The sequence below is a fragment of the Enterobacter sp. ECC-219 genome, assembly GCF_043966805.1.
Classification (GTDB): domain Bacteria; phylum Pseudomonadota; class Gammaproteobacteria; order Enterobacterales; family Enterobacteriaceae; genus Enterobacter; species Enterobacter cloacae_N.
In genome coordinates this window covers 3,593,384-3,617,308 of record NZ_CP143680.1, presented here as the reverse complement: position 1 = coordinate 3,617,308, position 23,925 = coordinate 3,593,384, and the positions used below count along the sequence as shown (strand labels likewise).

The following is a 23,925-nucleotide window of genomic DNA, read 5'->3' as shown; positions in this document are numbered from 1 at the left end:
GCTTCAATCTCAGACATAAAGCCTCGCATCATGCGGGGCTTTTTTATTCCCTTTCTTTCAAAATATTGCAATCTCCGGCCTTGTTAGCAACTTGTTGCAAAGCTGCGAGGTTAGTAGCACAGTTTCGCCTCCCAAAGCGCATCTTTTCTCGTTAAATCAGGGCGTTGTTTAACAGTCCTGGGGTTCAGGTGAAGAAGAAATTGATAATAACCGCTGGCAATTTCACGCCGGCGCGTTTTGCGCTGCTCTGTTTCGCTATTTTCTGCAGTCTGGCCTTCTTACTTGGCCGCGTTGCCTGGCTACAAATCATTAAACCCGACAATCTGGTGAAGCAGGAAGATATGCGATCCCTCCGTCAGCTGGCGATTGATGCGCCGCGTGGGATGATTATGGATCGCGAAGGGCGACCCCTGGCGGTCAGCGTGCCTGTCCGGGCCGTTTGGGCCGATCCTAAAACCGTGCGGGCGAAAGGGGGCGTCGGTTTTGATGAACGCTGGCAGGCGCTGGCAAATGCGCTGCCTCTCTCACTGAACACGCTTGCTTCGCGAATTAACGCTAATCCCCAGGGCCGCTTCATCTACCTGGCGCGTCAGGTCGCTCCAGCACAGGCAAAGTGGATTGATAAACTTAATTTGCCCGGCATTAATTTACGCGATGAATCCCGCCGTTTTTATCCGGCAGGCCACGTGGCGGCAAATCTGATTGGCTTCACCAATATTGACGGACAGGGCATTGAAGGGGTGGAAAAAAGCTTCAATGCGCAGCTGACGGGTAAAGCGGGTATCCGACAGGTAAGGGAAGATCGCTACGGGCGCGTGGTTGAAAACCTGACGGAAGTGGCGCCCACGCCGGCGCATAACATCCAGTTGAGCATTGACGAGCGGCTGCAAACCATTACCGAAGACGCGCTGGATAATGCCGTCGCCTGGAATAAGGCCGAGTCAGGGGCCTCCGTGTTAATCAATATCCCCACCGGGGAAATACTCGCCATGGCGAGCTATCCTGATTTCAACCCCAATAACCGGGAAGGCGCGACGATAAACGATTTTCGCAACCGTGCAATCAGCGATACGTTCGAGCCCGGTTCGACCGTCAAGCCGCTGGTGCTGATGACGGCCCTGCAGCAGGGGCTGGTCCAGCCGGACAGCGTTATTGATACCCACCCGTATACCCTTGACGGGCATCGTATCCGCGACGTGGGTTATTATCCTGAGCTGACCATGACAGGGATCCTGCAAAAATCGAGCGATACTGGCGTATCCCGACTCTCGCTGGCGATGCCTGTTCAGCATCTGATTGATACTTATCGAAACTTTGGTTTTGGTACCAACACGGGGCTTGGCCTAACGGGTGAGAGCGCGGGGCTGCTGCCACAGCGTAAATACTGGAGCCAGCTCGACCGCGCGACCTTTGCCTTTGGCTACGGCCTTATGGTCACGCCGCTCCAGCTGGCCCACGTCTACGCGACGATTGGCGGCTTCGGGCTTGAGCGTCCACTCTCCATCACCCGCATCGATCCCCCCGTTATCGGACACCGCGTCATGCCGGAAGAGATCGCGCACGAGGTGGAGCACATGATGGAGAGCGTTGCGCTGCCCGGCGGCGGGGGCGTTAAGGCCGCCGTTCGCGACTATCGCGTGGCGGTGAAGACCGGGACGGCGAAGAAAATTGATGATAGCGGCAAATATGTCGATAAATACGTCGCCTATACCGCAGGCGTTGCGCCTGCCAGCGACCCGCGTTTTGCCCTGGTGGTGGTGATTAACGATCCTCAAAACGGGGCCTACTATGGCGGAGCGGTTTCCGCACCGGTCTTCAGCGAAATTATGGGCAACGTTCTGCGCCTGGAGAACGTGAAGCCTGACGGGCTGCCTGCCGGTTCTGACCACCTTATCGTGATGCGGTAATCCAGCCGTTTTATAGCGGGGCGAATAGCGGTACACTTCGCCCTTTGGTTTATCTCCCGGAGTTGTCATGTCCTTCAGCTGTCCCCTTTGCCACGCGTCCCTGACGCGCTCAGATAAAAGTTATGCCTGTCCGCAGGGACACCAGTTTGATATGGCGAAAGAAGGGTATGTGAATCTTCTTCCGGTGCAGCACAAGCGCTCCCGCGATCCGGGCGATAGCGCAGAGATGATGCAGGCGCGCAGGGCGTTTCTCGATGCCGGACACTATCTGCCGCTGCGGGAAACGGTAGCGCAGATGCTGAATGACATGTTGCCTGATTCGGCGTCCGCCATGCTTGATATCGGCTGCGGGGAAGGGTACTACACCGCACGGTTTGCGGATGTGGTGCGTGAAAAGGGGGCCGTGACATTCGGTCTCGACGTGTCGAAAGTGGCGATCCGCGCGGCGGCTAAACGTTACGCTGGCGTGACGTTCTGCGTGGCATCCAGCCACCGGCTGCCGTTTGAGGATGTCAGTATGGACGCCGTTATCCGCATTTACGCGCCGTGTAAAGCAGAAGAGCTGGCGCGCGTGGTGAAGCCCGGAGGCTGGGTGATAACCGTCACGCCGGGCCCGCGTCACCTGATGGAGCTGAAAGGGCTCATTTACGACGAGGTGCGTCTGCATGCCCCGCACTCTGAACAGCTGACAGGCTTTACGCTGAAGCAGGAGCAGTCAGTGGCGTATGAAATGAATTTAAACGGTGAAGAGGCGGTAGCCCTGCTGCAAATGACGCCGTTCGCGTGGCGGGCAAAACCGGAAGTATGGGATGCGTTAGCGGCTCGAACGACGTTTGGCTGCCAGACGGATTTCAGTATCCACGTCTGGCAGCGCGACGCTTAAGGTGCGAAGTGTGCCCAGAGGATCTGGGCACCAATGCCGATCAGCACAATACCGCCTAAGATCTCGGCGCGTTTACCCAGCAGCGGGCCGATAAACCGTCCAACCATCATGCCCAGCGTGGACATAATCAACGTTGCACAGCCGATGGCCAGCGCGGTGGCGATAATATTGACCTGCAGGAACGCCAGACCCACCCCGACGGCCATGGCGTCCAGGCTGGTGGCAATTGCCGTAGTGACCAGCAGCCAGAAACCGTGGCGGTGCAGCGGTGCTTCATCTTCATCATCATTCCCGCGAAAACCTTCAATCACCATTCGGCCACCGAGAAATACCAGCAGGACGAACGCAATCCAGTGGTTCCACTCCAGCACGAACTGGCTGGCGAGCATGCCCAAACCCCAGCCAATGAGCGGCGTCAGCGTTTCGATGGCACCAAAGATCAGACCGGTGCGCAGAGCTTCTGAGAATTTAGGTTTGTGAAGCGTGGCGCCTTTGCCGATGGAAGCCGCAAATGCGTCCATGGACATGCCAAAAGCGAGAAGGATCGTAGCGGAGATGTTCATAAGAGCGTCCAGACCGGGGATATCCATATGACACATCACTGCCCCCAGTAAACAGCAGTTGATGTATCTATGGTCTCGCCTGATCCCTTTTGCACGGTAAGTGTGCTGAAAGCGATCCGTACGCGCCACGTTTTTCAACGAGTATGTTGACACGTACATTTCCTGCGTGCAGGAAATCGGCTACTCCCCAACGACGGGCGCAACCTTAACATATTTTGAGAATATAAAACAACAATGATAAAGGCTTAATTTATTCGCCTTTTTGATAACGATTTTCATTTAGATTTATGCGTGAAAATATCGTTAATAAATATAAGTCAATGAGGAGGGAAGATATAGCAACGGCTATATTCTTTGCGAAAGAATATCACAATATATAGCCGAGGTTATAATAATAAATCATTGAGTTTTAACGAGTAAGTTGTAGATTTTTTCAAGGTCATCAATATTTTTGACCCGGATGAGCAGGCGGCGTTGTTCTAATTGCATCACTAACACGCCGTCTTCGGATAAATTCATCTCTTTAATACGGTTATATTCTATCCATATGTTGGCGAAGAAGAATCCGTGTTTTTTAAAAATGAGTTTTGGCGAGCGGATCCAGAAAAGGTAAATCGCCATTAATGCCAGCGCACATAATAACCATGTGGTTAATATTGCACCGTGGCTGGTCACGTTATTGTATATCAGAATGACCACCAGGCCCGCGAAGATAAACGCATCAATGCGTCCTCGGCGCAAGAGGGGAAGGGACAGCAGCGTCTCGCCGTGGCGGCGAGGCATTATGAACTCGTCATAGATCGCGTAAGCCAGAAGGGCAACAATAAATAAAACCAGTACGATGTCCGTAACAGTCATTCATCCTCCAGATAAAAAGACCGGGGGCATGCCCCCGGTCGATAACGCAATGTCTTACAGGCCCAGCAGGCCGACAGCGTAGCCCGCGATACCGATGACGAAGAAGCCAACGATGATCCACAGCGGGTTCACTTTCTTACGCAGCAGCCACATACAGGCGAAGGTCAACAGCAGCGGCACCAGGCCAGGCATCAGCTGGTCCAGAATCGTCTGCACGGTGGTGACGCGGGTCTGACCATCCTGACCGGTGATGGTCGAAACCACCAGCGGGATGTTCACGTGCGTCCACTTGTTAACCAGCGCCCCCATCACAAACAGGCCGAGAATTGACGCCCCCTCGGTCAGTTTCTGCAGGAAGCCGCCGCCCATATCCTTAACGATGTCCACGCCCTTACGGTAGCCGTACGCCACGCCGTAGTAACGGGTCAGCAGACGCACCGCGTTGAACAAGATGAAGAACAGCAGAGGACCGAGCAGGCTGCCGCTCATCGCGATCCCGGCACCCAGCGCCGCGAAGACCGGGCGAACGGTACCCCAGAAGATAGGGTCGCCCACGCCAGCCAGCGGACCCATCAGACCGACTTTGATACCGTTGATGGCACCATCGTCAATCTCCGCGCCGTTCGCACGCTGCTCTTCCATCGCCAGCGTCACGCCCAGAACAGGAGCCGCGACGTAAGGATGGGTGTTGAAGAATTCCAGGTGACGCTTAATCGCCTGACGACGCGCTTCGTTGTTTTCCGGATACAGGCGTTTGATCGCCGGTACCATGGAGAAGCAGAAGCCCAGCGCCTGCATACGTTCGAAGTTCCATGAACCCTGAAACAGGTTAGAACGGATGAACACGCCACGAATATCACCCGGAGTGAGTTTTTTCTCGGTGGTAGTTTTTGTCATATCAACCATTTCGCTCACCTGTTAGTCCAGTTCGTTATCGAGATCGTTGTTACCAGCAGCCTGCGCTGGGGCACCCGCAACGCGGTTATATTTCGGGCTGAGCTGGATGTAGAGAATCGCCATCACGGCACCAATCACACCCAGTGCAACCAGGTTGAAGTTGGTGAAGGCGGCGGTGACGAAGCCGAGGTAGAAGAACGGCATCAGGTAGCCTGCGCGCATCATGTTGATGACCATTGCGTAACCCACCACGACGATCATACCACCCGCGATGTTCAGACCGCTGGTGACCACTTCAGGGATCGCATTCAGCATGCCCTGAACTTCGCTTGTGCCGACAGAAATCGCAACGATAACCGCCGGGATCGCGATACGCATCGCCTGCAGGAACAGGGACGAAACGTGGATCCAGGAGAGTGCCGTGAGGTTGCCATTTTCGGCCGCCTTATCCGCCGCATGCTGGAACGCAACGGTGATGGTACGCACGATAATAGTCAGCACCTGGCCCGCTGCGGCCAGAGGAATGGCCAGGGCGATACCTGCACCGATACTCTGATGACCGGCAATAACCAGAACGGTCGAGATGATAGAGGCCAGCGCGGCATCGGGCGCAACGGCAGCACCGATGTTCATCCAGCCGAGGGCGATCATTTCCAGCGTACCGCCGATGATGATACCGGTTTTCATATCACCCAAAACGGCACCAATCAACGTACAGGCCACCAGAGGGCGGTGGAACTGAAATTCATCAAGTACGGATTCCATACCCGCAATACACGCGACGATGAACACCAGCACAATCTGAAGAGTGGTAATCTCCATTGTACTTCTCCTATGACATAAGCTTTATGTGAAAAACCGGCGCGGGCTTATTTCCCAACTTTACCGATCAAATCCATCATTTTCAGTTTCGGGTCAGTGGAAACTTTACGGGCTTCCAGCTCAATACCGCGGGCATTCAGCTTGTTGAACGCCTCGATATCTTTCGCATCGACTGAAATCGCGTTGTTGACCTGCGTTTTGCCCTGACGGAAAGCCATACCGCCGATGTTCACGGAGGTAATTTTCACGCCGCCTTCAACAATGCGCTCGACGTCTGTCGGGTTAGTAAACAGGAGCATCACGCGCTCGCCCGCATATTTCGGGTTGTTGTAAACGCGGATCATCTTGGCGACATCCACCACGTGCGCGGTAACGCCCGGTGGTGCAACCTGAGTCAGAAGGGTTTTACGGACGGTATCAGCGGCCACTTCGTCGCTGACGACGATGATGCGGCGAACGTTGGTCTCTTTGGTCCAGCGTGTCGCCACCTGCCCGTGGATTAAGCGGTCATCAATACGCGCAAGGCCGATAACCATGTAATCGTTCGGTCCCATCGGTTTTGCCGGTGCCGCCGCTTTCGGTGCCGCCGCAGCCGGGGCAGGGGCAGGTTTTTCAACCGGCTGAGCCTTCAGGGCTTTCACGCCTTCACGACCGGTTTCAACGGCCAGCGCGACCAGCTCATCGAAGCTCGGGTTGTCGTCGCGCGCCATAAAGGTTTCCACCAGCATGGGAATGTTAACCCCGGCGACGACTTCATAATGCTCTTTATCGACGACAATGCGGCTGGCAGCGTTAAACGGACTGCCGCCCCATGTATCGACGAGAAACAGCACGCCTTTGCTGGTATCCAGCTTCGCGAGTTGAGCGTTGTACTTCTCAATCAGCGTCTCGGCATTTTCACCGGGAACGAAATCGATCCAGCCGACGTTTTCCTGCTCGCCCAACAGCATCTCTGCCGTTTTGAGTAGCTGCTCAGCAGCCCAACCATGTGTGCCTATGACAATAGCAATGGTCACTTGCTACCTCCTTTTATTATCATTAATACGCCTGCCGGGCAGACGTACTGAGAATCGTATTGGCGAACCGAATCGATTCAGATAAGGGTTAGAGTTCAAAAACTAAGACTTCCGCGAATTATTTTAGATAGTGAAAAAATAATTTATGTGATGAAGATCCGTAATTTAGCCACACGCGACAGATTTATCTTAAGGGTACAGCCACTGTGTTACAGATCTTTGCAAAGGAACGTAAATCTTTGCTAAAAATGCATTGTGTCTGATATGTTTAGCCTCCGTTTAATTGTTCAGGAGTATAGGGCTACAGCCCACTATATGGACCGTCACCGACGTCAGTCATCTACCAGGCCATTCCGCGCCTTTTTCACCGGCGAACCACGCCACGTATCGACTCTGTCTGCCTTATATTTGCCCACGTTGAGTGGGGCACCGTTTTGTCATTCCTTTAGCAGGAGCTTGTCATGGAATTCTTAATGGACCCGTCAATCTGGGTGGGACTGCTCACGCTGGTCGTACTGGAGATCGTTCTCGGTATTGATAACCTGGTGTTTATCGCCATCCTTGCGGACAAACTGCCGCCAAAACAGCGTGATAAAGCGCGTCTGATTGGTCTGTCGCTGGCGCTGGTCATGCGACTGGGGCTGCTCTCCGTCATCTCCTGGATGGTCACGCTGACTAAACCGCTGTTCTCCGTCATGGATTACACCTTCTCCGGGCGTGATTTGATCATGCTGATCGGGGGGATATTCCTGCTTTTCAAAGCGACGACGGAGCTACATGAACGGCTGGAAAACCGTCAGCACGATGATGGGCACGGTAAAGGATATGCCAGCTTCTGGGTCGTGGTACTGCAAATTGTGGTGCTGGATGCGGTCTTCTCGCTGGATGCGGTTATTACTGCAGTCGGTATGGTGAACCATCTGCCGGTGATGATGGCGGCTGTGGTCATTGCTATGGCGGTAATGCTGCTGGCCTCGAAACCGTTGACGCGCTTCGTCAACCAGCATCCGACGGTGGTCGTGCTCTGTCTGAGCTTCCTGCTGATGATTGGTCTGAGCCTGGTGGCGGAAGGTTTTGGCTTCCATATTCCGAAAGGCTACCTGTACGCCGCGATTGGCTTCTCGATTCTGATCGAACTGTTCAACCAGATTGCGCGCCGTAACTTTATTAAGCAGCAGTCAAATCAGCCGCTGCGCGCCCGTACGGCGGACGCCATTCTGCGCCTGATGGGAGGGCGTCGCCAGGTGAACGTCCAGTCTGATTCCGAAAACCGTAACCCGGTGCCGGTCCCGGAAGGGGCGTTTGTGGAAGAGGAGCGCTACATGATTAACGGCGTGCTCTCCCTTGCCTCCCGCTCGCTGCGCGGCATCATGACGCCGCGCGGGGAAATTAGCTGGGTGGATGCGAACCTGAGCGTAGATGAAATTCGTCAGCAATTGCTCTCTTCACCGCACAGCCTGTTCCCGGTATGCCGCGGTGAGCTGGATGAGATCATCGGCGTCGTGCGGGCAAAAGAGATGCTGGTGGCGCTGGAAGAGGGCGTCAACGTAGAGGCGATTGCAGCTTCGTCGCCGGCGATTGTCGTGCCGGAAACGCTGGATCCGATCAACCTGCTGGGCGTATTGCGTCGCGCGCGCGGTAGCTTTGTTATCGTCACCAACGAGTTTGGTGTGGTACAGGGGCTGGTGACGCCGCTGGACGTTCTCGAAGCGATTGCCGGTGAATTCCCGGATGAAGACGAAACGCCTGAGATTGTGGCCGACGGCGAAGGCTGGCTGGTCAAAGGTGCGACCGACCTGCACGCGCTCTCGCACACGCTGGGGCTGGAGAACGTGGTTAACGACGAAGAAGACATCGCAACCGTGGCGGGTCTGGTTATCGCCGTAAACGGTCAGATCCCGCGCGTCGGAGATGTAATCGAGCTTCCTCCGTTGCACATCACTATCGTTGAAGCCAACGACTACCGCGTCGATCTGGTCCGCATTGTTAAAGAACAGTCTGCACACGACGAAGATGAATAAGTCTGCTTAACGGGTACGATGTGCCCGTTATGATGTGCTGGCGGGGACGAATTTCCCGCCAGCCATTGTGGCGTTAATACCGCGTCCGCTTCTCTCAACCCCTTTCGCAACGAGTCCAATACTTAGCCGCTGCCTGATATCAGGCAGTGCGCGAGCAGCCGCGACTGTAAAAGTGTAGTGGGGAAAGAAGAAGGAGACGAGAATGAAGGGAGAAATTCGCCCATCCGTTGCGGATGGGCGAAAGAGAGGATTAGTCGCACTGCACCTTAATGGCCAGACCGCCGCGCGACGTCTCACGGTACTTCGCGTTCATGTCTTTGCCGGTTTCGTACATGGTCTCGATTACCTTATCCAGCGACACGCGTGGTTCGCTGGTACGGCGCATCGCCATGCGCGAGGCGTTAATCGCTTTGACGGAAGCAATCGCGTTACGCTCAATGCACGGCACCTGCACCTGGCCCGCGACCGGGTCACAGGTCAGACCGAGGTTATGCTCCATGCCAATTTCCGCCGCCACGCAAACCTGTTCAGGGCTTGCACCCAGCAGCTCGGCCAGACCGGCCGCCGCCATGGAGCAGGCTACGCCCACTTCACCCTGACAGCCCACTTCAGCGCCTGAAATGGACGCATTCATCTTGTACAGCGCGCCAATAGCGCCTGCCGCGAGGAAATAACGGATATAGATATCCGGCGTCACGGGCTCAATAAAGTGATCGTAGTAGGCCAGCACAGCCGGGACGATCCCGCACGCACCGTTGGTTGGCGCAGTCACGACGCGACCACCCGCAGCGTTCTCTTCGTTTACCGCGAGGGCAAACATGTTTACCCAGTCGACCACGTTCATCGGGTCGTTAGAGAACTTGTCGGTGGTCACCAGCATACGGCGCAGGGCAGAGGCACGACGCGGCACGCGCAGTGGCCCAGGCAGGACGCCTTCGGTGTTCATCCCGCGGTCAATACAGGCGCGCATGGTTTGCCACACGTTGGCAAAATAGTCCTCGATCTCTTTTTTGCTGTGCAGCGCCAGTTCGTTCTGCATCACCATGCCGGACAGCGACAGACCGGTTTCTTTGCAGTAGCCCAGCATTTCGGTGGCCGATTTGAACGGATAGGGCACGTTCACGTCGCCCGCGCTCTCTTTACCAAAATGCTCTTCGTCAACGATGAAGCCACCGCCGATGGAGTAGTAGGTTTTGCTGTAGATCTCTTTTTCGCCGCTCCAGGCGTGGATAGTCATGCCGTTTTCATGCAGCGGCAGGTTGTCGCTGCGAAAACGCATGCCGTCATCCTGCGGGAAATCCACTTCGTGCTGACCGTTAGCCAGCAGCAGGCGACCGCGCGCTTCCACGTCGCGGATGAATGCCGGGATGGCATCAATATCAACAGTGTCCGGCATATTGCCCGCCAGACCCATAATAATGGCGATATCGGTGTGGTGGCCTTTACCCGTTAATGACAGTGAACCGTAAACGTCTACGGCGACACGGGTAACGCTTTCCAGTAATCCTTTTTCGACCAGATCATCGACGAACTGTTTACCGGCCTTCATCGGCCCTACAGTGTGGGAAGAAGAAGGACCAATCCCCACTTTGAACATGTCGAATATACTAATCACTTTCACACTCCTGACAGGGTTACCGGGGTTCCAGTAACGATGTTATAACTGCGCATAGTGTAAGAGGGAACACCGACCTCGGCTTAACTATTCACATGAATTAAACTAATGGTTGACGATGGGTTTTGCTAATAGCGCGACGCGGATCGCAAACCTGCAAAAAAGGATGGAATGTAAAGTATAGTCAAGGCTTCAGGCCGATTTGCAGCGCCAGTTCACGAATAATGCCCGCCGTCATGCCCCAGACAAAATAATGCTGATACCAGGACAACCAGACCCGATGGTCATGCCCCCGGCGATGGATATCCAGCGGATGATAGCGACTTAGCCGGAGCGCCTCTTCAAGCGGCATTTCAAACACTGCAGAGACTTCGTCGACGCTGGCGTGATACTGCAGGCCAGGCGGGATAATGCCGACCACGGGTGTGACCTGAAAGCCGGTGACGCTGTCGACCGGCGGCAGCACGCCGATGACCTCGACCTTTTCAGGAGGAATAGCCACCTCTTCCTGCGCTTCCCGCAGCGCGGCGGCAATCAGCGACGCATCGGTGCTGTCCACCGCGCCTCCCGGGAAGGCCACCTGACCGGCGTGTTTGCGCATATGCGGCGAGCGCTGCGTAAGCAGCAGGCCCGGCTGTTCCCGACGCACCACCGGGATCAGCACCGCCGCCTGGCGCTGATTCAGCGCTTCGCGGTTGACCTGCGGCCGCAACAGCTGAAAGCGCGACAGAAAATCATCCAGCGTCAGGTTCTCTTTCTCCACCGTTAGTTCTCCAGTTGTTTCAGGATACGGTTCACCTTATCAAAGGTTTCCTGATATTCCGCCTCGACCTGGCTGTCCGCCACAATGCCGCCGCCCGCAGAGCAGTACAGATTGCCGCCGCAGGCCGTCAGCGTGCGAATGGTAATGCTGGTATCCATGGTGCCGCACAGGCTGATATAGCCGATGCTGCCGCACCAGGCGTTGCGGCGGTGCGGTTCCAGCTCGTCGATGATTTCCATGGCGCGAATTTTTGGCGCGCCGGTGATGGAGCCGCCCGGAAATGCGGCGCGGAGCAGATCGCAGGCGGTGCGAGAGGCGGGCAGACGCGCGGTAATGGTACTGACCAGATGATGCACCGCCGGGAAAGGCTCGACGACGAACAGTTCCGGCACGCGCACGCTGCCTGGCTCGGCGACCCGGCCAATATCGTTACGCATCAGGTCGACAATCATCAGGTTTTCGGCACGATCTTTCGGTGATGCGGCGAGTTTTTCCGCCTGCCGGCGATCGGCATCAGGGTCCGCAAGACGCGGTAGCGTACCTTTAATCGGGCGGGTTTGAATCGTGCCCTCCGCGAGATGAATAAAGCGCTCCGGCGACAGGCTAAGGACCGCCCCCTGTTCCAGACGTACGAACGCGCTGAACGGCGCCCTGTTGCTGGCATTGAGACGGATAAAGGCCTGCCACTCGTCCCCCTGATACGTCGCCTGAAAACGCTGGGCGAGGTTAACCTGATAGCAGTCGCCGCTTTGCAGATACGACTGAACGCGCGCGAATTTTTCGGCGTATTCCGCTGAGGTCATGTTCGAGCGCCAGCCGGAGGTTAGCGTAAACGTCCGTGCCGGGGCAGGCTGCTGCGCCTCAAGCCAGGCCAGACGCGCCTGCACGTCTTGATGGCTCAGAAGGGAAACCGTTCGTTTCTGGTGATCGACAATTAACGCCCAGTCATACAGCCCCACGGCCATGTCCGGCAGGGAAATATCAGCCTGCGCATGCTCCGGCAGCGTTTCGAAACGGCGACCCAGATCGTAACCAAACAGGCCCAGCGCGCCCCCCTGAAAGGGGAGGTCCGGATTCGGTGTGGCAGATAAGCCCAGTGCGTTAATGGCTTGCTGAAGCTGCACCAGCGGATCGTCCGTTAACGACAGGTCATCGATTGTCAGCGTCTTCACCGGATCGGCCACCAGAATATCGAAGCGGCTATAGGGGTGGTCCGCATGACCGGAATGCAGCAGCATCGCAAACGGACGATGGCTCAGGCGGGCAAACCAGAATTCAGCGGCGTCTGCACGCCAGGGCAAGGTAATAACAGTGGGGAAGCGCATGTTCATGTGTGGCATACTATCGGGCAGCGTGAAATAATTAGCGCGAATAATTTAGCAGGAGTTGACGATGTTTGCAGGTTTACCTTCTCTGAGCCATGAACAGCAGCAGAAAGCGGTTGAGCGAATCCAGGAACTGATGTCCCAGGGGATGAGCAGCGGACAGGCGATTTCCCAGGTGGCGGAAGAACTGCGCGCCACGCATACCGGCGAGCGGATCGTGGCGCGTTTCGAGGATGAAGATGAAGAGTAATCGGGCTTAAACTGCCGCGATAATCTTAATCTCAACCTTATATTCCGGTTTCATCAACGTGGCCTGTACGGTGCAGCGTACGGGTGCGTGCCCCGCCACTACCCACGCATCCCAGGCTTTGTTCATCGCCGCGAAATCATCTTTATTGGCCAGGAAAATGGTCGCATCCAGAATCCGGGATTTGTCGCTGCCCTGTTTTTCCAGCACGGCATCAATCTGCGCCAGGGTATTAGCCGTTTGTTCGAACGCGTCCGCGTCCAGGTTAGCGGGTACGCCGGTGTAGTAGAGCGTCTGGTTATGGATCACCACATCAGACCAGCGGGCTTCGGCATCAATGCGCACAATTGTCATAAACGTTTCCTCGTTATTTTTCGTCGTCAGGCGGCAAGACTGCCATATTGTTCCACTGTCGTCACTATTTGGGGTGGCACAGGAGAGAATGGGCTGACATAATCCCTGTGCAAAAATACAGTGAGAGAGCAACGTGGCAGACGATTTTTCCCCTGAAGGTCAATTAGCGCAGGCGATCCCCGGCTTCAAGCCCCGTGAGCCTCAGCGTCAGATGGCGCACGCCGTTGCACGCGCCATCGATAAGGCTCAGCCGCTGGTGGTCGAGGCCGGAACCGGCACGGGTAAAACCTATGCTTACCTTGCGCCTGCGCTGCGCGCGAAAAAGAAGGTGATTATTTCCACTGGATCGAAAGCGCTGCAGGATCAGCTCTACAGCCGCGATCTGCCTACCGTAGCAAAAGCGCTGAAATACAAAGGGCGTCTGGCGCTGCTGAAAGGGCGCTCAAACTACCTTTGCCTGGAGCGACTTGAACAGCAGGCGCTGGCGGGCGGCGATCTGCCGGTACAAACCCTGAGCGACGTCATTATTCTGCGCGCCTGGGCGAACCAGACTGAAGAGGGCGATATCAGCACCTGCGCGAGCGTGCCGGAAGATTCCCCGGCCTGGCCGCTGGTAACCAGCACCAACGACAACTGCCTCGGCAGCGACTGCCCGCTGTATAAAGACTGCTTTGTGGTGAAAGCGCGTAAAACCGCGATGGATGCAGACGTTGTGGTGGTGAACCACCACCTGTTCCTCGCGGACATGGTGGTTAAGGACAGCGGTTTCGGCGAGCTGATCCCGGAGGCGGATGTGATGATCTTCGATGAAGCCCATCAGCTTCCGGATATCGCCAGCCAGTATTTCGGCCAGTCGCTTTCCAGCCGCCAGCTTCAGGATCTGGCAAAAGATTTCACCATTGCCTACCGGACCGAACTCAAAGATACCCAGCAGCTGCAGAAGTGCGCCGACCGCCTGGCACAAAGCGCGCAGGATTTCCGCTTACAGCTTGGCGAGCCGGGCTATCGCGGCAACCTGCGCGAGCTGCTGGCGGACAAAAATATCCAGCGCGCGCTGCTGCTGCTCGATGATGCCCTGGAACTCTGCTACGACGTGGCGAAGCTGTCCCTCGGACGCTCGGCGCTGCTTGACGCCGCCTTCGAGCGCGCCACACTGTATCGCGGTCGGTTGAAACGGCTGAAAGAGATCAATCAGCCTGGATACAGCTACTGGTACGAATGTACCTCGCGCCACTTTACCCTGGCGCTCACGCCGCTGACGGTGGCCGATAAATTCAAAGAGGTGATGGCGCAGAAGCCGGGAAGCTGGATCTTCACCTCCGCCACCCTGTCGGTCAATGACGATCTGCACCACTTCACCGAGCGCCTCGGCATTGAGCAGGCGGAATCACTGCTGCTGCCCAGCCCGTTTGATTACGAAAAGCAGGCGCTGCTGTGCGTGCCGCGCAATCTGCCGCTGCCGAACCAGCCGGGTGCGGCGCGGCTTCTCGCGGCGATGCTCAAGCCGATGATTGAGGCCAACAACGGGCGCTGCTTTATGCTCTGCACTTCACACGCCATGATGCGCGACCTCGCCGAGCAGTTTCGCGCCACCATGACCCTGCCGGTTTTGCTGCAGGGGGAAACCAGCAAAGGGCAACTGCTCCAGCAGTTTGTCAGCGCCGGTAACGCCCTGCTGGTGGCGACCAGCAGCTTCTGGGAAGGGGTGGACGTGCGCGGCGACACGCTCTCGCTGGTGATCATCGATAAGCTGCCGTTCACGTCGCCGGACGATCCGCTGCTTAAAGCGCGGATGGAGGACTGCCGCCTGCGCGGGGGCGATCCGTTTGACGAGGTTCAGCTACCGGATGCGGTCATTACCCTGAAGCAAGGGGTAGGGCGTCTGATCCGCGACGTCACCGATCGCGGCGTGCTGGTCATTTGTGATAACCGGCTGGTTATGCGTCCTTACGGTGCGACCTTCCTCGCCAGCCTGCCGCCCGCCCCGCGTACGCGGGACATTAAACGCGCGGTGCGCTTTCTGGCAAACCCAACGGCGGAGTAATTCGCCCCGGAGTGTGCTAAGATGCGCGCCATTTTGTGACTGACCCTTGCGAGAGCGCGACGACTGATGCGAATTCTGGCTATTGATACCGCGACAGAGGCTTGCTCTGTTGCTCTGTTGAACGACGGTGCTGTTTCTGCCCATTTCGAAGAGTGTCCCCGGGAACACACCCAGCGTATTCTGCCCCTGGTAAAAGCCATTTTAACCCAGGGCAATACCGCCTTAACCGACCTCGATGCCCTGGCCTTTGGCCGCGGTCCCGGCAGCTTTACGGGCGTACGTATTGGCATTGGTATTGCGCAGGGGCTCGCGCTCGGCGCTGAACTGCCGATGATCGGCGTCTCTACGCTCGCCACGATGGCGCAGGGGGCCTGGCGCATGACGGGCGCGACCCGCGTGCTCGCCGCTATTGATGCCCGCATGGGCGAAGTTTACTGGGCGGAATATACCCGCGATGAAAACGGCGTCTGGCACGGCGAAGAGACGGAAGCGGTACTTAAGCCTGAAGCCGTGACTGAACGCCTGAAGCAGCTGTCCGGCGAGTGGGCGACGGTCGGCACGGGCTGGCCGGCGTGGCCGGAGATGGCGAGCGGCACAGGCGTGACGCTGGTGGACGGCAACATGCTCCTGCCAGCGGCAGAAGATATGCTCCCGATTGCCCGTCAGCTGCTTGCGGAAGGAAAAACCGTTGCCGTTGAACATGCGGAGCCGGTTTATTTGCGAAACACCGTCGCGTGGAAGAAACTTCCGGGCCGCGAGTGAATCTCAGTAACAGGAACTGAGAAAAAGGAGTCGCATCATGGCGGTTCAGACTAAAGTAGTACGCCTTTTTATGGCAGGCGCGGTTGCCATAGCACTGAGCGGTTGCGTAACCGTACCTGATGCGATCAAGGGCAGCAGCCCGACGCCACAGCAGGATCTGGTTCGGGTGATGAATGCGCCCGAGCTTTACGTCGGCCAGGAAGCCCGCTTTGGCGGGAAAGTGATCGAGGTGCAGAACCAGCAGGGGAAAACCCGTCTGGAAATCGCCACCGTACCTCTCGATAGCGGCGCGCGGCCCGTCCTCGGTGAAGCTTCTCGCGGGCGTATCTATGCTGACGTGAATGGCTTCCTCGATCCGGTCGATTTTCGCGGACAGCTGGTGACCGTCGTCGGACCGATTACCGGTTCGGTGCAGGGCAAAATCGGCAACACGCCGTACAAATTTATGACCATGCAGGTGAACGGCTATAAGCGCTGGCGGCTCGCACAGCAGGTGGTGATGCCGCCTCAGCCAATCGATCCGTGGATGTGGGGTCCACATCCTTATCGTTACGGTTATCCGGGATGGGGATGGTATAACCCGGGCCCTGCACAGGTGCAAACGATCGTAACTGAGTAACTTACTGTTATTATTAGGAAAGAGACAGCGGCTCAGCCGCTGTCTCTGTTTTTTTACGGATAAAACGAAAAAAAAGAGTGACGCGCTTCGCAACCTGCAATCTGAACAATTAATAAACTGGTACGCTGAGTTAATATAATGTTAACAAACTGTTTATTATCGGGGCTGTGATGACGACGAACACTCATTTCAGAGGTGATGCATTGAAAAAGGTTTGGCTTAACCGTTATCCCGCAGATGTGCCTGCGGAGATCAATCCTGACCGTTATCAATCCCTGGTTGAATTATTTGAGCACTCGGTAAGACGTTACGCAGACCAGCCCGCGTTTGTGAATATGGGCGAGGTGATGACGTTCCGTAAGCTTGAGGAGCGTAGCCGGGCGTTTGCGGCTTATCTGCAGGAAGGGCTTGGGCTGCAAAAAGGGGATCGCGTCGCGCTGATGATGCCGAACCTGCTGCAATACCCGGTGGCGCTGTTCGGCATCCTGCGTGCCGGGATGATTGTCGTCAACGTCAACCCGCTTTATACGCCGCGCGAGCTGGAACACCAGCTGAACGACAGCGGGGCGGTGGCGATTGTGATTGTTTCTAACTTTGCCCATACCCTGGAAAAAGTGGTCGACAAAACCCAGGTGAAGCACGTCATCCTGACGCGCATGGGCGATCAGCTTTCCACCGCCAAAGGGACGCTGGTTAACTTTGTCGTTAAATACGTCAAACGTCTGGTGCCCAAATACCATCTTCCGGACGCTATCTCTTTCCGCCGCGCGCTGCATGCGGGCTATCGCATGCAGTACGTCAAGCCGGAAGTGGTCTCAGAAGACCTGGCCTTCCTGCAATACACGGGCGGCACAACCGGCGTGGCCAAAGGGGCGATGCTTACACATCGCAACATGCTGGCGAACCTTGAGCAGGTCAATGCCACCTACGGGCCGCTGCTCCATCCGGGCAAAGAGCTGGTGATCACCGCGCTGCCGCTGTATCACATTTTCGCGCTGACCATGAACTGCCTGCTGTTTATTGAACTGGGCGGGCAAAACGTACTGATCACCAACCCGCGCGATATCCCGGGGCTGGTGAAGGAGCTGGCGAAATATCCGTTCACCGCCATGACCGGGGTGAACACCCTGTTCAACGCGCTGCTCAACAACAAAGAGTTCCAGCAGCTCGATTTCTCCACGCTGCATCTCTCTGCGGGCGGCGGCATGCCGGTTCAGCAGGCGGTGGCCGAGCGCTGGGTGAAGTTAACCGGGCAATATCTGCTGGAAGGCTATGGCCTGACGGAGTGCGCGCCGCTGGTGAGCGTCAACCCGCACGATATCGACTACCACAGCGGCAGCATCGGCCTGCCGGTGCCGTCCACGGAAGCAAAGCTGGTGGATGATGAGGGTAACGAAGTGCCGCACGGTGAGCCAGGCGAGCTGTGCGTCAGAGGGCCTCAGGTGATGCTGGGTTACTGGCAGCGCCCTGATGCGACCGACGAGATCCTCAAAGACGGCTGGCTGCACACCGGCGATATTGCGGTGATGGATGACGAAGGCTTCCTGCGCATCGTCGATCGCAAAAAAGATATGATCCTGGTCTCCGGCTTCAACGTCTACCCGAACGAAATCGAAGACGTGGTGATGCAGCACAGCGGCGTGCTGGAAGTGGCGGCAGTCGGCGTCCCTTCCGGCAGCAGCGGTGAAGCGGTGAAGATTTTTGTGGTCAAGAAAGATCCTTCTCTTACCGAGGAAGCGCTGATAACGTTTTGTCGTCGTCAGCTGACGGGCTATAAAGTACCGAAGCTGGTGGAATTCCGCGATGAGCTGCCGAAATCCAACGTCGGGAAGATATTACGACGAGAATTACGTGACGAAGCCCGTGCCAAAGTAGACAATAAGGCCTGAGCTTCACGTTAATCGCCCAGACGCCGGTTAAGCCGGCGTTTTTTATGGGCGCAAACAAAAGAGAATCCGATTTGAATTACCAGATGATCACGACCAACGACGAGCTGGCTTCGCTCTGCGAAGTAACGCGCGACTTTCCTGCCATCGCTCTGGATACCGAGTTTGTCCGTACTCGCACCTATTATCCACAGCTGGGTTTGATTCAGATGTACGACGGTAAGCACGTCTCGCTGATCGACCCTCTCGGCATTACCGACTGGGCGCCGATGCGTGACCTGCTGCTGGATACTGCGGTAACGAAATACCTGCACGCGGGCAGTGAAGATCTGGAAGTCTTTCTGAATACCTTTGGCATCATGCCTCAGCCGCTGATTGATACGCAGATCCTTGCGGCGTTCAGCGGTCGTCCGCTGTCGTGGGGATTTGCCGCCATGGTGGAGGAGTACACGGGCCTGACGCTGGATAAAAGTGAATCCCGTACCGACTGGCTGGCGCGTCCGCTTACCGAGCGCCAGCTGGAATATGCGGCGGCAGACGTGTTTTACCTGCTGCCGATTGCCGGACAGCTGATGAAAGAGGCGGAAGCCTCCGGCTGGCTGTCAGCCGCGCTGGACGAGTGCCGTATGACACAGCAGCGTCGTCAGGAAGTGGTTGATCCGAAAGAAGCCTGGCGCGACATCAGCAACGCCTGGCAGCTGCGTACGCGTCAGCTGGCGTGCCTCCAACTGTTAGCCGACTGGCGCTTACGCAAAGCGCGCGAACGCGATTTGGCTGTTAACTTCGTGGTTCGCGAAGAGCATCTCTGGGCGGTCGCACGCTATATGCCGGGCAGCCTGGGCGAACTGGACAGCATCGGGCTTTCGGGGAGCGAGATCCGCTTCCACGGTAAAACCCTGCTGGCCCTCGTCGCCAAAGCGCAGGAGCTTCCGGAAGAGGCGCTGCCTGAGCCATTGCTGAATCTGATGGATATGCCGGGCTACCGCAAAGCGTTTAAGGATATCAAAGTGCTGGTGCAGGATGCCGCAACGGAAAGCAAACTGAGTGCAGAACTGCTGGCGTCACGCAGGCAGATTAACCAGCTGCTGAACTGGCACTGGAAGCTAAAACCGCAGAATGGCGTGCCGGAACTGATGGCGGGCTGGCGCGGGGAATTGATGGCCGATCGCCTGAATACGCTGCTGGAAGCATACCCACGCTAAAGAATTGTAGCCCCGGTAAGCGTAGCGCCACCGGGGAGATTGCCGGGCGGCGCTACGCTTGCCCGGCCTACAAAACCACAAACGGTTTAACGAGACTCTTCCGCTTCCGGTAGCGTCACGTTCAGCTCCAGTATCGAAATATCCCCGTCTTTTTGCTCCAGCTGCACCGTCACCATCTCCGGGTCAATCTGTACATACTTACAGATCACTTCCAGGATGTCCTTGCGCAGCTGCGGCAGGTAGTGAGGCTCGGCGTCGCTACGACGACGCTCCGCAACGATAATTTGCAGACGTTCTTTTGCGATGTTGGCGGTGTTCTTTTTCCGCGAGAGAAAAAAGTCCAGTAATGCCATAACTTATCCTCCGAACAGGCGTTTGAGGAAACCTTTCTTCTCTTCTTCAATGAAGCGGAAAGGACGTTCTTCTCCCAGCAGACGGTCAACGGTATCCGCATACGCTTTACCTGCATCTGCCATTGTATCAAGGATCACGGGCTCGCCCTGGTTAGACGCGCGCAGCACGGACTGATCTTCCGGGATGACGCCAACCAGTTTAATGCGCAGGATCTCCAGCACGTCTTCCATGCTCAGCATGTCACCTTTGTTTACGCGACCCGGGTTATAGCGGGTCAGCAGCAGGTGCTCTTTAATCGGATCTTCGCCATTTTCCGCACGACGGGATTTGGAGGCGAGGATGCCGAGAATACGGTCTGAGTCACGCACGGAGGAGACTTCAGGGTTGGTGGTGATAATCGCTTCATCAGCGAAGTAGAGCGCCATCAGGGCACCGGTCTCGATGCCGGCAGGGGAGTCGCAGACAATGAAGTCGAACTCCATTTTTTTCAGCTCGTCGAGCACCTTTTCCACCCCTTCACGGGTCAGGGCGTCTTTGTCACGCGTCTGAGAAGCCGGGAGGATATAGAGGTTCTCGGTGCGCTTGTCTTTAATCAGCGCCTGGTTCAGCGTGGCATCGCCCTGAATGACGTTCACGAAGTCATACACGACGCGACGCTCGCATCCCATGATGAGGTCGAGGTTACGCAGACCGATATCGAAGTCGATAACGACGGTTTTCTTTCCCTTCTGGGCCAAACCAGTAGCGATGGCCGCGCTGGAGGTGGTCTTGCCAACGCCTCCTTTACCCGAAGTAACAACAATAATGCGTGCCATAGAAATTCCTTGTTAAAAAGGGATCAATTCAACGGTTGAACGGTCAACGCGTCGTCTGCCAGAAGCAGGCGAGCCGCTTTGCCATAAAATTCGGCTGGGATCTTGTCGCTCAGCCAATATTCACCTGCGATGGACACCAGTTCCGCCGTCAGGTGAGTACAAAATATTTGCGCGTCCCGATCGCCACTTGCGCCTGCGAGCGCACGTCCACGCATCATACCGTATACGTGAATATTGCCATCTGCAATCAGCTCTGCGCCAGCGCTGACGTGGCTTGTAACAATCAGATCACAGTTTGGTGCATAAATGCGCTGACCGGAACGAACCGGCACATCAATCATTCGCGTTTTTGTGAGAGCGGTAACGTTTTGCGCCACAGGAGGGGGCGTTTGCACGGCAGCAGGTGCTGCACGTGGGGCTTTTTCTTTGCCTTCATTAAGAAGCGGCAGCCCCGCGCGCTCAATTTCTGCTTTCAGCTCGGTATCTTTGCAGCCGCTGATGCCGACAATACGCAGCCCGGTTGAGGAGACCGCCTGCTGGAGAAGTTTCCAGTTCACCGGCGCCTCAAGACCGCTGACGTTGATAACAACAGGGGCGTGCTTCAGAAAGGCGGGAGCCTGGGCGATTTTGTCTTCTAACGCCTGACGAATAACCTCGGGTTTTGCATCATGCAAATGTACCACTGATAAGGTGAAGCTACTGCCTTTAAGCTCGATGGGCGTGTTTGACATCCTGGCCTTACTCAATTTGCTATTAACCGCAGCCATTCGCTGCGATATTCCGAAGAGTATCAGGCATGTTATAGTCAGGAGTATATTGAGGCAAGCAACCACCCATTAATTCAGAGTAAAAACATGTTTTGTGTGATCTACAGAAGTACAAGCCGTGACCAGACCTATCTTTATGTCGAAAAGAAAGACGATTTTTCACGCGTGCCGGAAGAATTAATGAAGAACTTTGGCCGACCACAGCTGGCGATGCTGCTGCCGCTGGACGGCCGTAAGAAACTGGTGAATGCCGATCTGGAAAAAGTGAAAACGGCATTAGCCGAGCAGGGCTATTATTTACAGCTTCCACCGCCGCCTGAGAATTTATTAAAACAGCATCTTGAGGCGAACGGGAAAAAATAGCCTCAGCTGTTTTCGGGCATAACACATCAACCGATTAGGGGTCGAGCATGTATCAACATCATAACTGGCAAGGTGCATTACTGGATTATCCCGTCAGCAAAGTGGTCTGCGTGGGCAGCAACTATGCTAAGCATATTCAGGAGATGGGCAGCGCAACGCCAGAAGAGCCGGTCCTGTTTATTAAGCCCGAGACGGCACTGTGCGACATCCGCCAGCCGCTGGCGCTGCCGCAGGGTCTGGGGTCGGTGCATCACGAAGTGGAGCTCGCGGTGCTGATCGGCGCGACGCTGCGCCAGGCTTCCGAAGAGCATGTCGAGAAAGCGATTGCCGGTTACGGCGTGGCGCTGGATCTGACCCTGCGTGACGTGCAGGGCAAAATGAAGAAAGCGGGGCAGCCGTGGGAAAAAGCCAAAGGCTTTGATAACGCATGTCCGATTTCAGGATTCGTTCCGGTGAGTGAATTTACCAACGATCCGCAGGACACCCCGCTCAGCCTGAAGGTGAATGGCGAGGTCCGCCAGCAGGGCACTACGGCAGACATGATCCACAAGATTGTGCCGCTGATCGCCTACATGAGCCGTTTCTTTACCCTGAAGCCGGGCGATGTGATCCTCACCGGCACGCCGGAAGGCGTGGGTCCGCTCGCCAGCGGGGATGAGCTTGAGGTCGGTTTTAACGGACTGTCGCTAAAAACCCGCGTGCTGTAACCGAAGCTTGCCGCCTGAAGAGGGCGGCAAAACTTGCAACAGCGTGCCAGACTCGTTATAAGGTGCGCTTTCTTTTGACGTGTGGACATCCTGATGAACGACATCCCTTTCTGGCAAAGCAAAACTCTTGACGACATGACCGACGCGGAATGGGAATCCCTGTGCGACGGCTGCGGTCAGTGCTGCCTGCATAAGCTGATGGATGAGGACTCCGACGAGATCTATTTCACCAATGTTGCCTGCAAGCAGTTGAACATTAAAACCTGCCAGTGCCGCAACTACGAACGCCGCTTCGAGTACGAGCCGGACTGCATCAAGTTAACCCGTGAAAATCTGCCGACTTTTGAGTGGTTACCGCATACCTGCGCGTATCGTCTGCTGGCGGAAGGAAAAGATCTGCCGAAATGGCATCCGCTACTGACCGGTTCAAAAGCGGCGATGCACGGCGAGCGTATCTCTGTGCGCCACATTGCGGTGAAAGAGTCTGAGGTGCGGGACTGGGAAGACCACATTATGAATCACCCGAATCGGTGAGAATAAAAAACCCGCCGAGGCGGGTTTTTGCTTTTACCTTCCAAACAAATCGCGTTTCTTCGGTTTGAACGGCTGAGCGATCAGCACCAGCAGCGCCACCACGAAGTAGGCCACAAAAATTCCCACCAGCCACTGCGGCATCTCCAGCGTCAGGAATTCCCACTGACGTACGGAGCAGTCACCGGATGCGACGAACACCTGCGGCAGCCACTTATCCAACGGCAGCCAGCTCGGGAAGCGGGCGGCGAAATCACAGGTCATAAACGGTGACGGATGCAGCTGCATCATGGTGTGCTGCCAGGAAAGCTCAATCCCTTTCCAGGCGCTGTACAGCCAGATTGCAATACCCACATAGCGCAGCGGCGTTTTCGGGGCAATCGCACCCACCAGGCCTGCCCCCATAATGCCGAACAGTGCGCAGCGCTCATAGATGCAGAGCACGCAGGGCTTGAGTCCCATTACGTGCTGGAACCACAGCGCAACCATTTCCAGCGCAAAGGCGGTCAGGGCCATCAACAACCACGCTCCGCGACCGCGGGAGCACTGGTTTAAAAATCTCAACATAATCATTTCCCTGGAACATGCTTAGAAAGCGCAGTGT

The 23,925-nt window shown here is 56.2% G+C and carries 26 protein-coding genes; 13 read left to right on the top strand and 13 right to left on the bottom strand.

What is annotated here, in order from left to right; translation table 11 throughout:
* The first annotated feature begins 188 nt into the window (after positions 1–188).
* Together ftsI and rlmA are read left to right on the top strand one after the other, a co-directional pair.
* On the top strand, positions 189–1,907 hold the full coding sequence (ftsI, locus tag V1603_RS17155) for a peptidoglycan glycosyltransferase FtsI (protein ID WP_395313008.1): 1,719 nt from the start codon (positions 189–191) through the stop codon (positions 1,905–1,907).
* A 67-nt stretch (positions 1,908–1,974) separates the two neighbouring features.
* Positions 1,975–2,790, top strand: a complete 816-nt coding sequence (rlmA, locus tag V1603_RS17150; protein ID WP_116339256.1) for a 23S rRNA (guanine(745)-N(1))-methyltransferase — start codon at positions 1,975–1,977, stop codon at positions 2,788–2,790.
* On the opposite strand, the gene mntP is transcribed toward rlmA, so the two are convergent.
* From mntP to manX, 5 genes are all read right to left on the bottom strand, one after another.
* On the bottom strand, positions 2,787–3,353 hold the full coding sequence (mntP, locus tag V1603_RS17145) for a manganese efflux pump MntP (RefSeq protein ID WP_061099650.1): 567 nt from the start codon (positions 3,351–3,353) through the stop codon (positions 2,787–2,789). The genes rlmA and mntP overlap by 4 nt on opposite strands.
* A gap of 399 nt (positions 3,354–3,752) precedes the next feature.
* A complete protein-coding gene (locus tag V1603_RS17140) occupies positions 3,753–4,211 on the bottom strand; it encodes a DUF986 family protein (RefSeq protein WP_163329886.1) in 459 nt (152 codons plus the stop codon).
* 54 nt (positions 4,212–4,265) lie between these two features.
* Positions 4,266–5,117, bottom strand: a complete 852-nt coding sequence (locus V1603_RS17135) for a PTS mannose transporter subunit IID (protein ID WP_006810994.1) — start codon at positions 5,115–5,117, stop codon at positions 4,266–4,268.
* A 12-nt stretch (positions 5,118–5,129) separates the two neighbouring features.
* Entirely contained in the window at positions 5,130–5,930 is an 801-nt protein-coding gene (manY, locus tag V1603_RS17130) for a PTS mannose transporter subunit IIC (protein WP_003859914.1), read from the bottom strand.
* A gap of 47 nt (positions 5,931–5,977) precedes the next feature.
* Positions 5,978–6,946, bottom strand: a complete 969-nt coding sequence (gene manX, locus V1603_RS17125) for a PTS mannose transporter subunit IIAB (protein WP_163329887.1) — start codon at positions 6,944–6,946, stop codon at positions 5,978–5,980.
* A 264-nt stretch (positions 6,947–7,210) separates the two neighbouring features.
* On the opposite strand from manX, the gene V1603_RS17120 reads away from it, so the two are divergent.
* Both V1603_RS17120 and yoaE read left to right on the top strand, forming a co-directional pair.
* Entirely contained in the window at positions 7,211–7,420 is a 210-nt protein-coding gene (locus V1603_RS17120) for a protein YoaL (protein ID WP_371199783.1), read from the top strand.
* Positions 7,408–8,967, top strand: a complete 1,560-nt coding sequence (gene yoaE, locus V1603_RS17115; RefSeq protein ID WP_116339262.1) for a CNNM family cation transport protein YoaE — start codon at positions 7,408–7,410, stop codon at positions 8,965–8,967. The genes V1603_RS17120 and yoaE overlap by 13 nt, the downstream gene beginning before the upstream one ends.
* Positions 8,968–9,217: 250 nt before the next feature.
* Here yoaE and sdaA read toward each other — a convergent pair whose 3' ends face one another.
* The 3 genes from sdaA to pabB form a co-directional block, all read right to left on the bottom strand.
* The gene (gene sdaA / locus V1603_RS17110; protein WP_028013531.1) at positions 9,218–10,582 is read right to left on the bottom strand and encodes an L-serine ammonia-lyase; all 1,365 of its coding nucleotides are present in this window, start codon (positions 10,580–10,582) and stop codon (positions 9,218–9,220) included.
* A gap of 184 nt (positions 10,583–10,766) precedes the next feature.
* Positions 10,767–11,345 (bottom strand): CoA pyrophosphatase, encoded by a 579-nt coding sequence (locus V1603_RS17105; protein WP_116339264.1) that lies wholly within the window; start codon positions 11,343–11,345, stop codon positions 10,767–10,769.
* A gap of 2 nt (positions 11,346–11,347) precedes the next feature.
* A complete protein-coding gene (gene pabB / locus V1603_RS17100; protein ID WP_395313996.1) occupies positions 11,348–12,676 on the bottom strand; it encodes an aminodeoxychorismate synthase component 1 in 1,329 nt (442 codons plus the stop codon).
* Positions 12,677–12,737: 61 nt separating this feature from the next.
* Here pabB and V1603_RS17095 point away from each other — a divergent pair, with 61 nt between their 5' ends.
* A complete protein-coding gene (locus tag V1603_RS17095) occupies positions 12,738–12,920 on the top strand; it encodes a YoaH family protein (RefSeq protein WP_008500497.1) in 183 nt (60 codons plus the stop codon).
* 6 nt (positions 12,921–12,926) lie between these two features.
* Here V1603_RS17095 and V1603_RS17090 read toward each other — a convergent pair whose 3' ends face one another.
* Positions 12,927–13,271 (bottom strand): RidA family protein, encoded by a 345-nt coding sequence (locus V1603_RS17090; RefSeq protein WP_008500498.1) that lies wholly within the window; start codon positions 13,269–13,271, stop codon positions 12,927–12,929.
* A gap of 133 nt (positions 13,272–13,404) precedes the next feature.
* Here V1603_RS17090 and V1603_RS17085 point away from each other — a divergent pair, with 133 nt between their 5' ends.
* From V1603_RS17085 to rnd, 5 genes are all read left to right on the top strand, one after another.
* Complete coding sequence (locus V1603_RS17085; RefSeq protein WP_023325496.1) at positions 13,405–15,315, top strand: ATP-dependent DNA helicase; 1,911 nt, start codon at positions 13,405–13,407, stop codon at positions 15,313–15,315.
* Positions 15,316–15,381: 66 nt separating this feature from the next.
* Positions 15,382–16,077: a tRNA (adenosine(37)-N6)-threonylcarbamoyltransferase complex dimerization subunit type 1 TsaB gene (gene tsaB / locus V1603_RS17080; RefSeq protein ID WP_163329890.1), complete on the top strand. Its 696-nt coding sequence runs from the start codon at positions 15,382–15,384 to the stop codon at positions 16,075–16,077.
* A 37-nt stretch (positions 16,078–16,114) separates the two neighbouring features.
* Positions 16,115–16,696 carry a Slp family lipoprotein gene (locus V1603_RS17075; protein ID WP_163329891.1) on the top strand — a complete coding sequence of 194 codons (582 nt, stop codon included), beginning with the start codon at positions 16,115–16,117 and terminating at the stop codon, positions 16,694–16,696.
* Positions 16,697–16,899: 203 nt separating this feature from the next.
* Positions 16,900–18,585: a long-chain-fatty-acid--CoA ligase FadD gene (gene fadD, locus V1603_RS17070; RefSeq protein ID WP_162874940.1), complete on the top strand. Its 1,686-nt coding sequence runs from the start codon at positions 16,900–16,902 to the stop codon at positions 18,583–18,585.
* Positions 18,586–18,668: 83 nt separating this feature from the next.
* On the top strand, positions 18,669–19,784 hold the full coding sequence (gene rnd / locus V1603_RS17065) for a ribonuclease D (RefSeq protein ID WP_166712706.1): 1,116 nt from the start codon (positions 18,669–18,671) through the stop codon (positions 19,782–19,784).
* An 86-nt stretch (positions 19,785–19,870) separates the two neighbouring features.
* Here the strand turns inward: rnd and minE are convergent, their stop codons facing one another.
* The 3 genes from minE to minC are packed head-to-tail and all read right to left on the bottom strand — an operon-like array spanning position 19,871 to position 21,684.
* Positions 19,871–20,137, bottom strand: coding sequence for a cell division topological specificity factor MinE (gene minE / locus V1603_RS17060; protein ID WP_024909868.1), 267 nt, complete (start codon positions 20,135–20,137; stop codon positions 19,871–19,873).
* Positions 20,138–20,140: 3 nt separating this feature from the next.
* Complete coding sequence (gene minD / locus V1603_RS17055) at positions 20,141–20,953, bottom strand: septum site-determining protein MinD (protein ID WP_008500505.1); 813 nt, start codon at positions 20,951–20,953, stop codon at positions 20,141–20,143.
* Positions 20,954–20,976: 23 nt separating this feature from the next.
* On the bottom strand, positions 20,977–21,684 hold the full coding sequence (gene minC, locus V1603_RS17050) for a septum site-determining protein MinC (RefSeq protein WP_395313007.1): 708 nt from the start codon (positions 21,682–21,684) through the stop codon (positions 20,977–20,979).
* Between the two features lie 123 nt (positions 21,685–21,807).
* Between minC and V1603_RS17045 the strand changes: the two genes are divergently transcribed.
* From V1603_RS17045 to V1603_RS17035, 3 genes are all read left to right on the top strand, one after another.
* The gene (locus tag V1603_RS17045; RefSeq protein WP_024909870.1) at positions 21,808–22,083 is read left to right on the top strand and encodes a YcgL domain-containing protein; all 276 of its coding nucleotides are present in this window, start codon (positions 21,808–21,810) and stop codon (positions 22,081–22,083) included.
* Between the two features lie 47 nt (positions 22,084–22,130).
* Positions 22,131–22,790, top strand: a complete 660-nt coding sequence (locus tag V1603_RS17040) for a fumarylacetoacetate hydrolase family protein (protein WP_116339277.1) — start codon at positions 22,131–22,133, stop codon at positions 22,788–22,790.
* Between the two features lie 93 nt (positions 22,791–22,883).
* On the top strand, positions 22,884–23,324 hold the full coding sequence (locus tag V1603_RS17035) for a YcgN family cysteine cluster protein (RefSeq protein WP_023336059.1): 441 nt from the start codon (positions 22,884–22,886) through the stop codon (positions 23,322–23,324).
* A gap of 33 nt (positions 23,325–23,357) precedes the next feature.
* Here the strand turns inward: V1603_RS17035 and dsbB are convergent, their stop codons facing one another.
* The gene (gene dsbB / locus V1603_RS17030; protein ID WP_028013517.1) at positions 23,358–23,888 is read right to left on the bottom strand and encodes a disulfide bond formation protein DsbB; all 531 of its coding nucleotides are present in this window, start codon (positions 23,886–23,888) and stop codon (positions 23,358–23,360) included.
* Between the last annotated feature and the right edge of the window lie 37 nt (positions 23,889–23,925).

Coding starts and splice junctions, on each gene's coding strand:
- rlmA (WP_116339256.1), top strand. CDS start 1,975: ATGTCCTTCAGCTGTCCCCTTTGCCACGCGTCCCTGACGCGCTCAGAT.
- mntP (WP_061099650.1), bottom strand. CDS start 3,353: ATGAACATCTCCGCTACGATCCTTCTCGCTTTTGGCATGTCCATGGAC.
- V1603_RS17140 (WP_163329886.1), bottom strand. CDS start 4,211: ATGACTGTTACGGACATCGTACTGGTTTTATTTATTGTTGCCCTTCTG.
- V1603_RS17135 (WP_006810994.1), bottom strand. CDS start 5,117: ATGGTTGATATGACAAAAACTACCACCGAGAAAAAACTCACTCCGGGT.
- manY (WP_003859914.1), bottom strand. CDS start 5,930: ATGGAGATTACCACTCTTCAGATTGTGCTGGTGTTCATCGTCGCGTGT.
- V1603_RS17120 (WP_371199783.1), top strand. CDS start 7,211: ATGTTTAGCCTCCGTTTAATTGTTCAGGAGTATAGGGCTACAGCCCAC.
- yoaE (WP_116339262.1), top strand. CDS start 7,408: ATGGAATTCTTAATGGACCCGTCAATCTGGGTGGGACTGCTCACGCTG.
- pabB (WP_395313996.1), bottom strand. CDS start 12,676: ATGAACATGCGCTTCCCCACTGTTATTACCTTGCCCTGGCGTGCAGAC.
- V1603_RS17095 (WP_008500497.1), top strand. CDS start 12,738: ATGTTTGCAGGTTTACCTTCTCTGAGCCATGAACAGCAGCAGAAAGCG.
- V1603_RS17090 (WP_008500498.1), bottom strand. CDS start 13,271: ATGACAATTGTGCGCATTGATGCCGAAGCCCGCTGGTCTGATGTGGTG.
- tsaB (WP_163329890.1), top strand. CDS start 15,382: ATGCGAATTCTGGCTATTGATACCGCGACAGAGGCTTGCTCTGTTGCT.
- V1603_RS17075 (WP_163329891.1), top strand. CDS start 16,115: ATGGCGGTTCAGACTAAAGTAGTACGCCTTTTTATGGCAGGCGCGGTT.
- rnd (WP_166712706.1), top strand. CDS start 18,669: ATGATCACGACCAACGACGAGCTGGCTTCGCTCTGCGAAGTAACGCGC.
- minE (WP_024909868.1), bottom strand. CDS start 20,137: ATGGCATTACTGGACTTTTTTCTCTCGCGGAAAAAGAACACCGCCAAC.
- minD (WP_008500505.1), bottom strand. CDS start 20,953: ATGGCACGCATTATTGTTGTTACTTCGGGTAAAGGAGGCGTTGGCAAG.
- minC (WP_395313007.1), bottom strand. CDS start 21,684: ATGTCAAACACGCCCATCGAGCTTAAAGGCAGTAGCTTCACCTTATCA.
- V1603_RS17045 (WP_024909870.1), top strand. CDS start 21,808: ATGTTTTGTGTGATCTACAGAAGTACAAGCCGTGACCAGACCTATCTT.
- V1603_RS17040 (WP_116339277.1), top strand. CDS start 22,131: ATGTATCAACATCATAACTGGCAAGGTGCATTACTGGATTATCCCGTC.
- V1603_RS17035 (WP_023336059.1), top strand. CDS start 22,884: ATGAACGACATCCCTTTCTGGCAAAGCAAAACTCTTGACGACATGACC.
- dsbB (WP_028013517.1), bottom strand. CDS start 23,888: ATGTTGAGATTTTTAAACCAGTGCTCCCGCGGTCGCGGAGCGTGGTTG.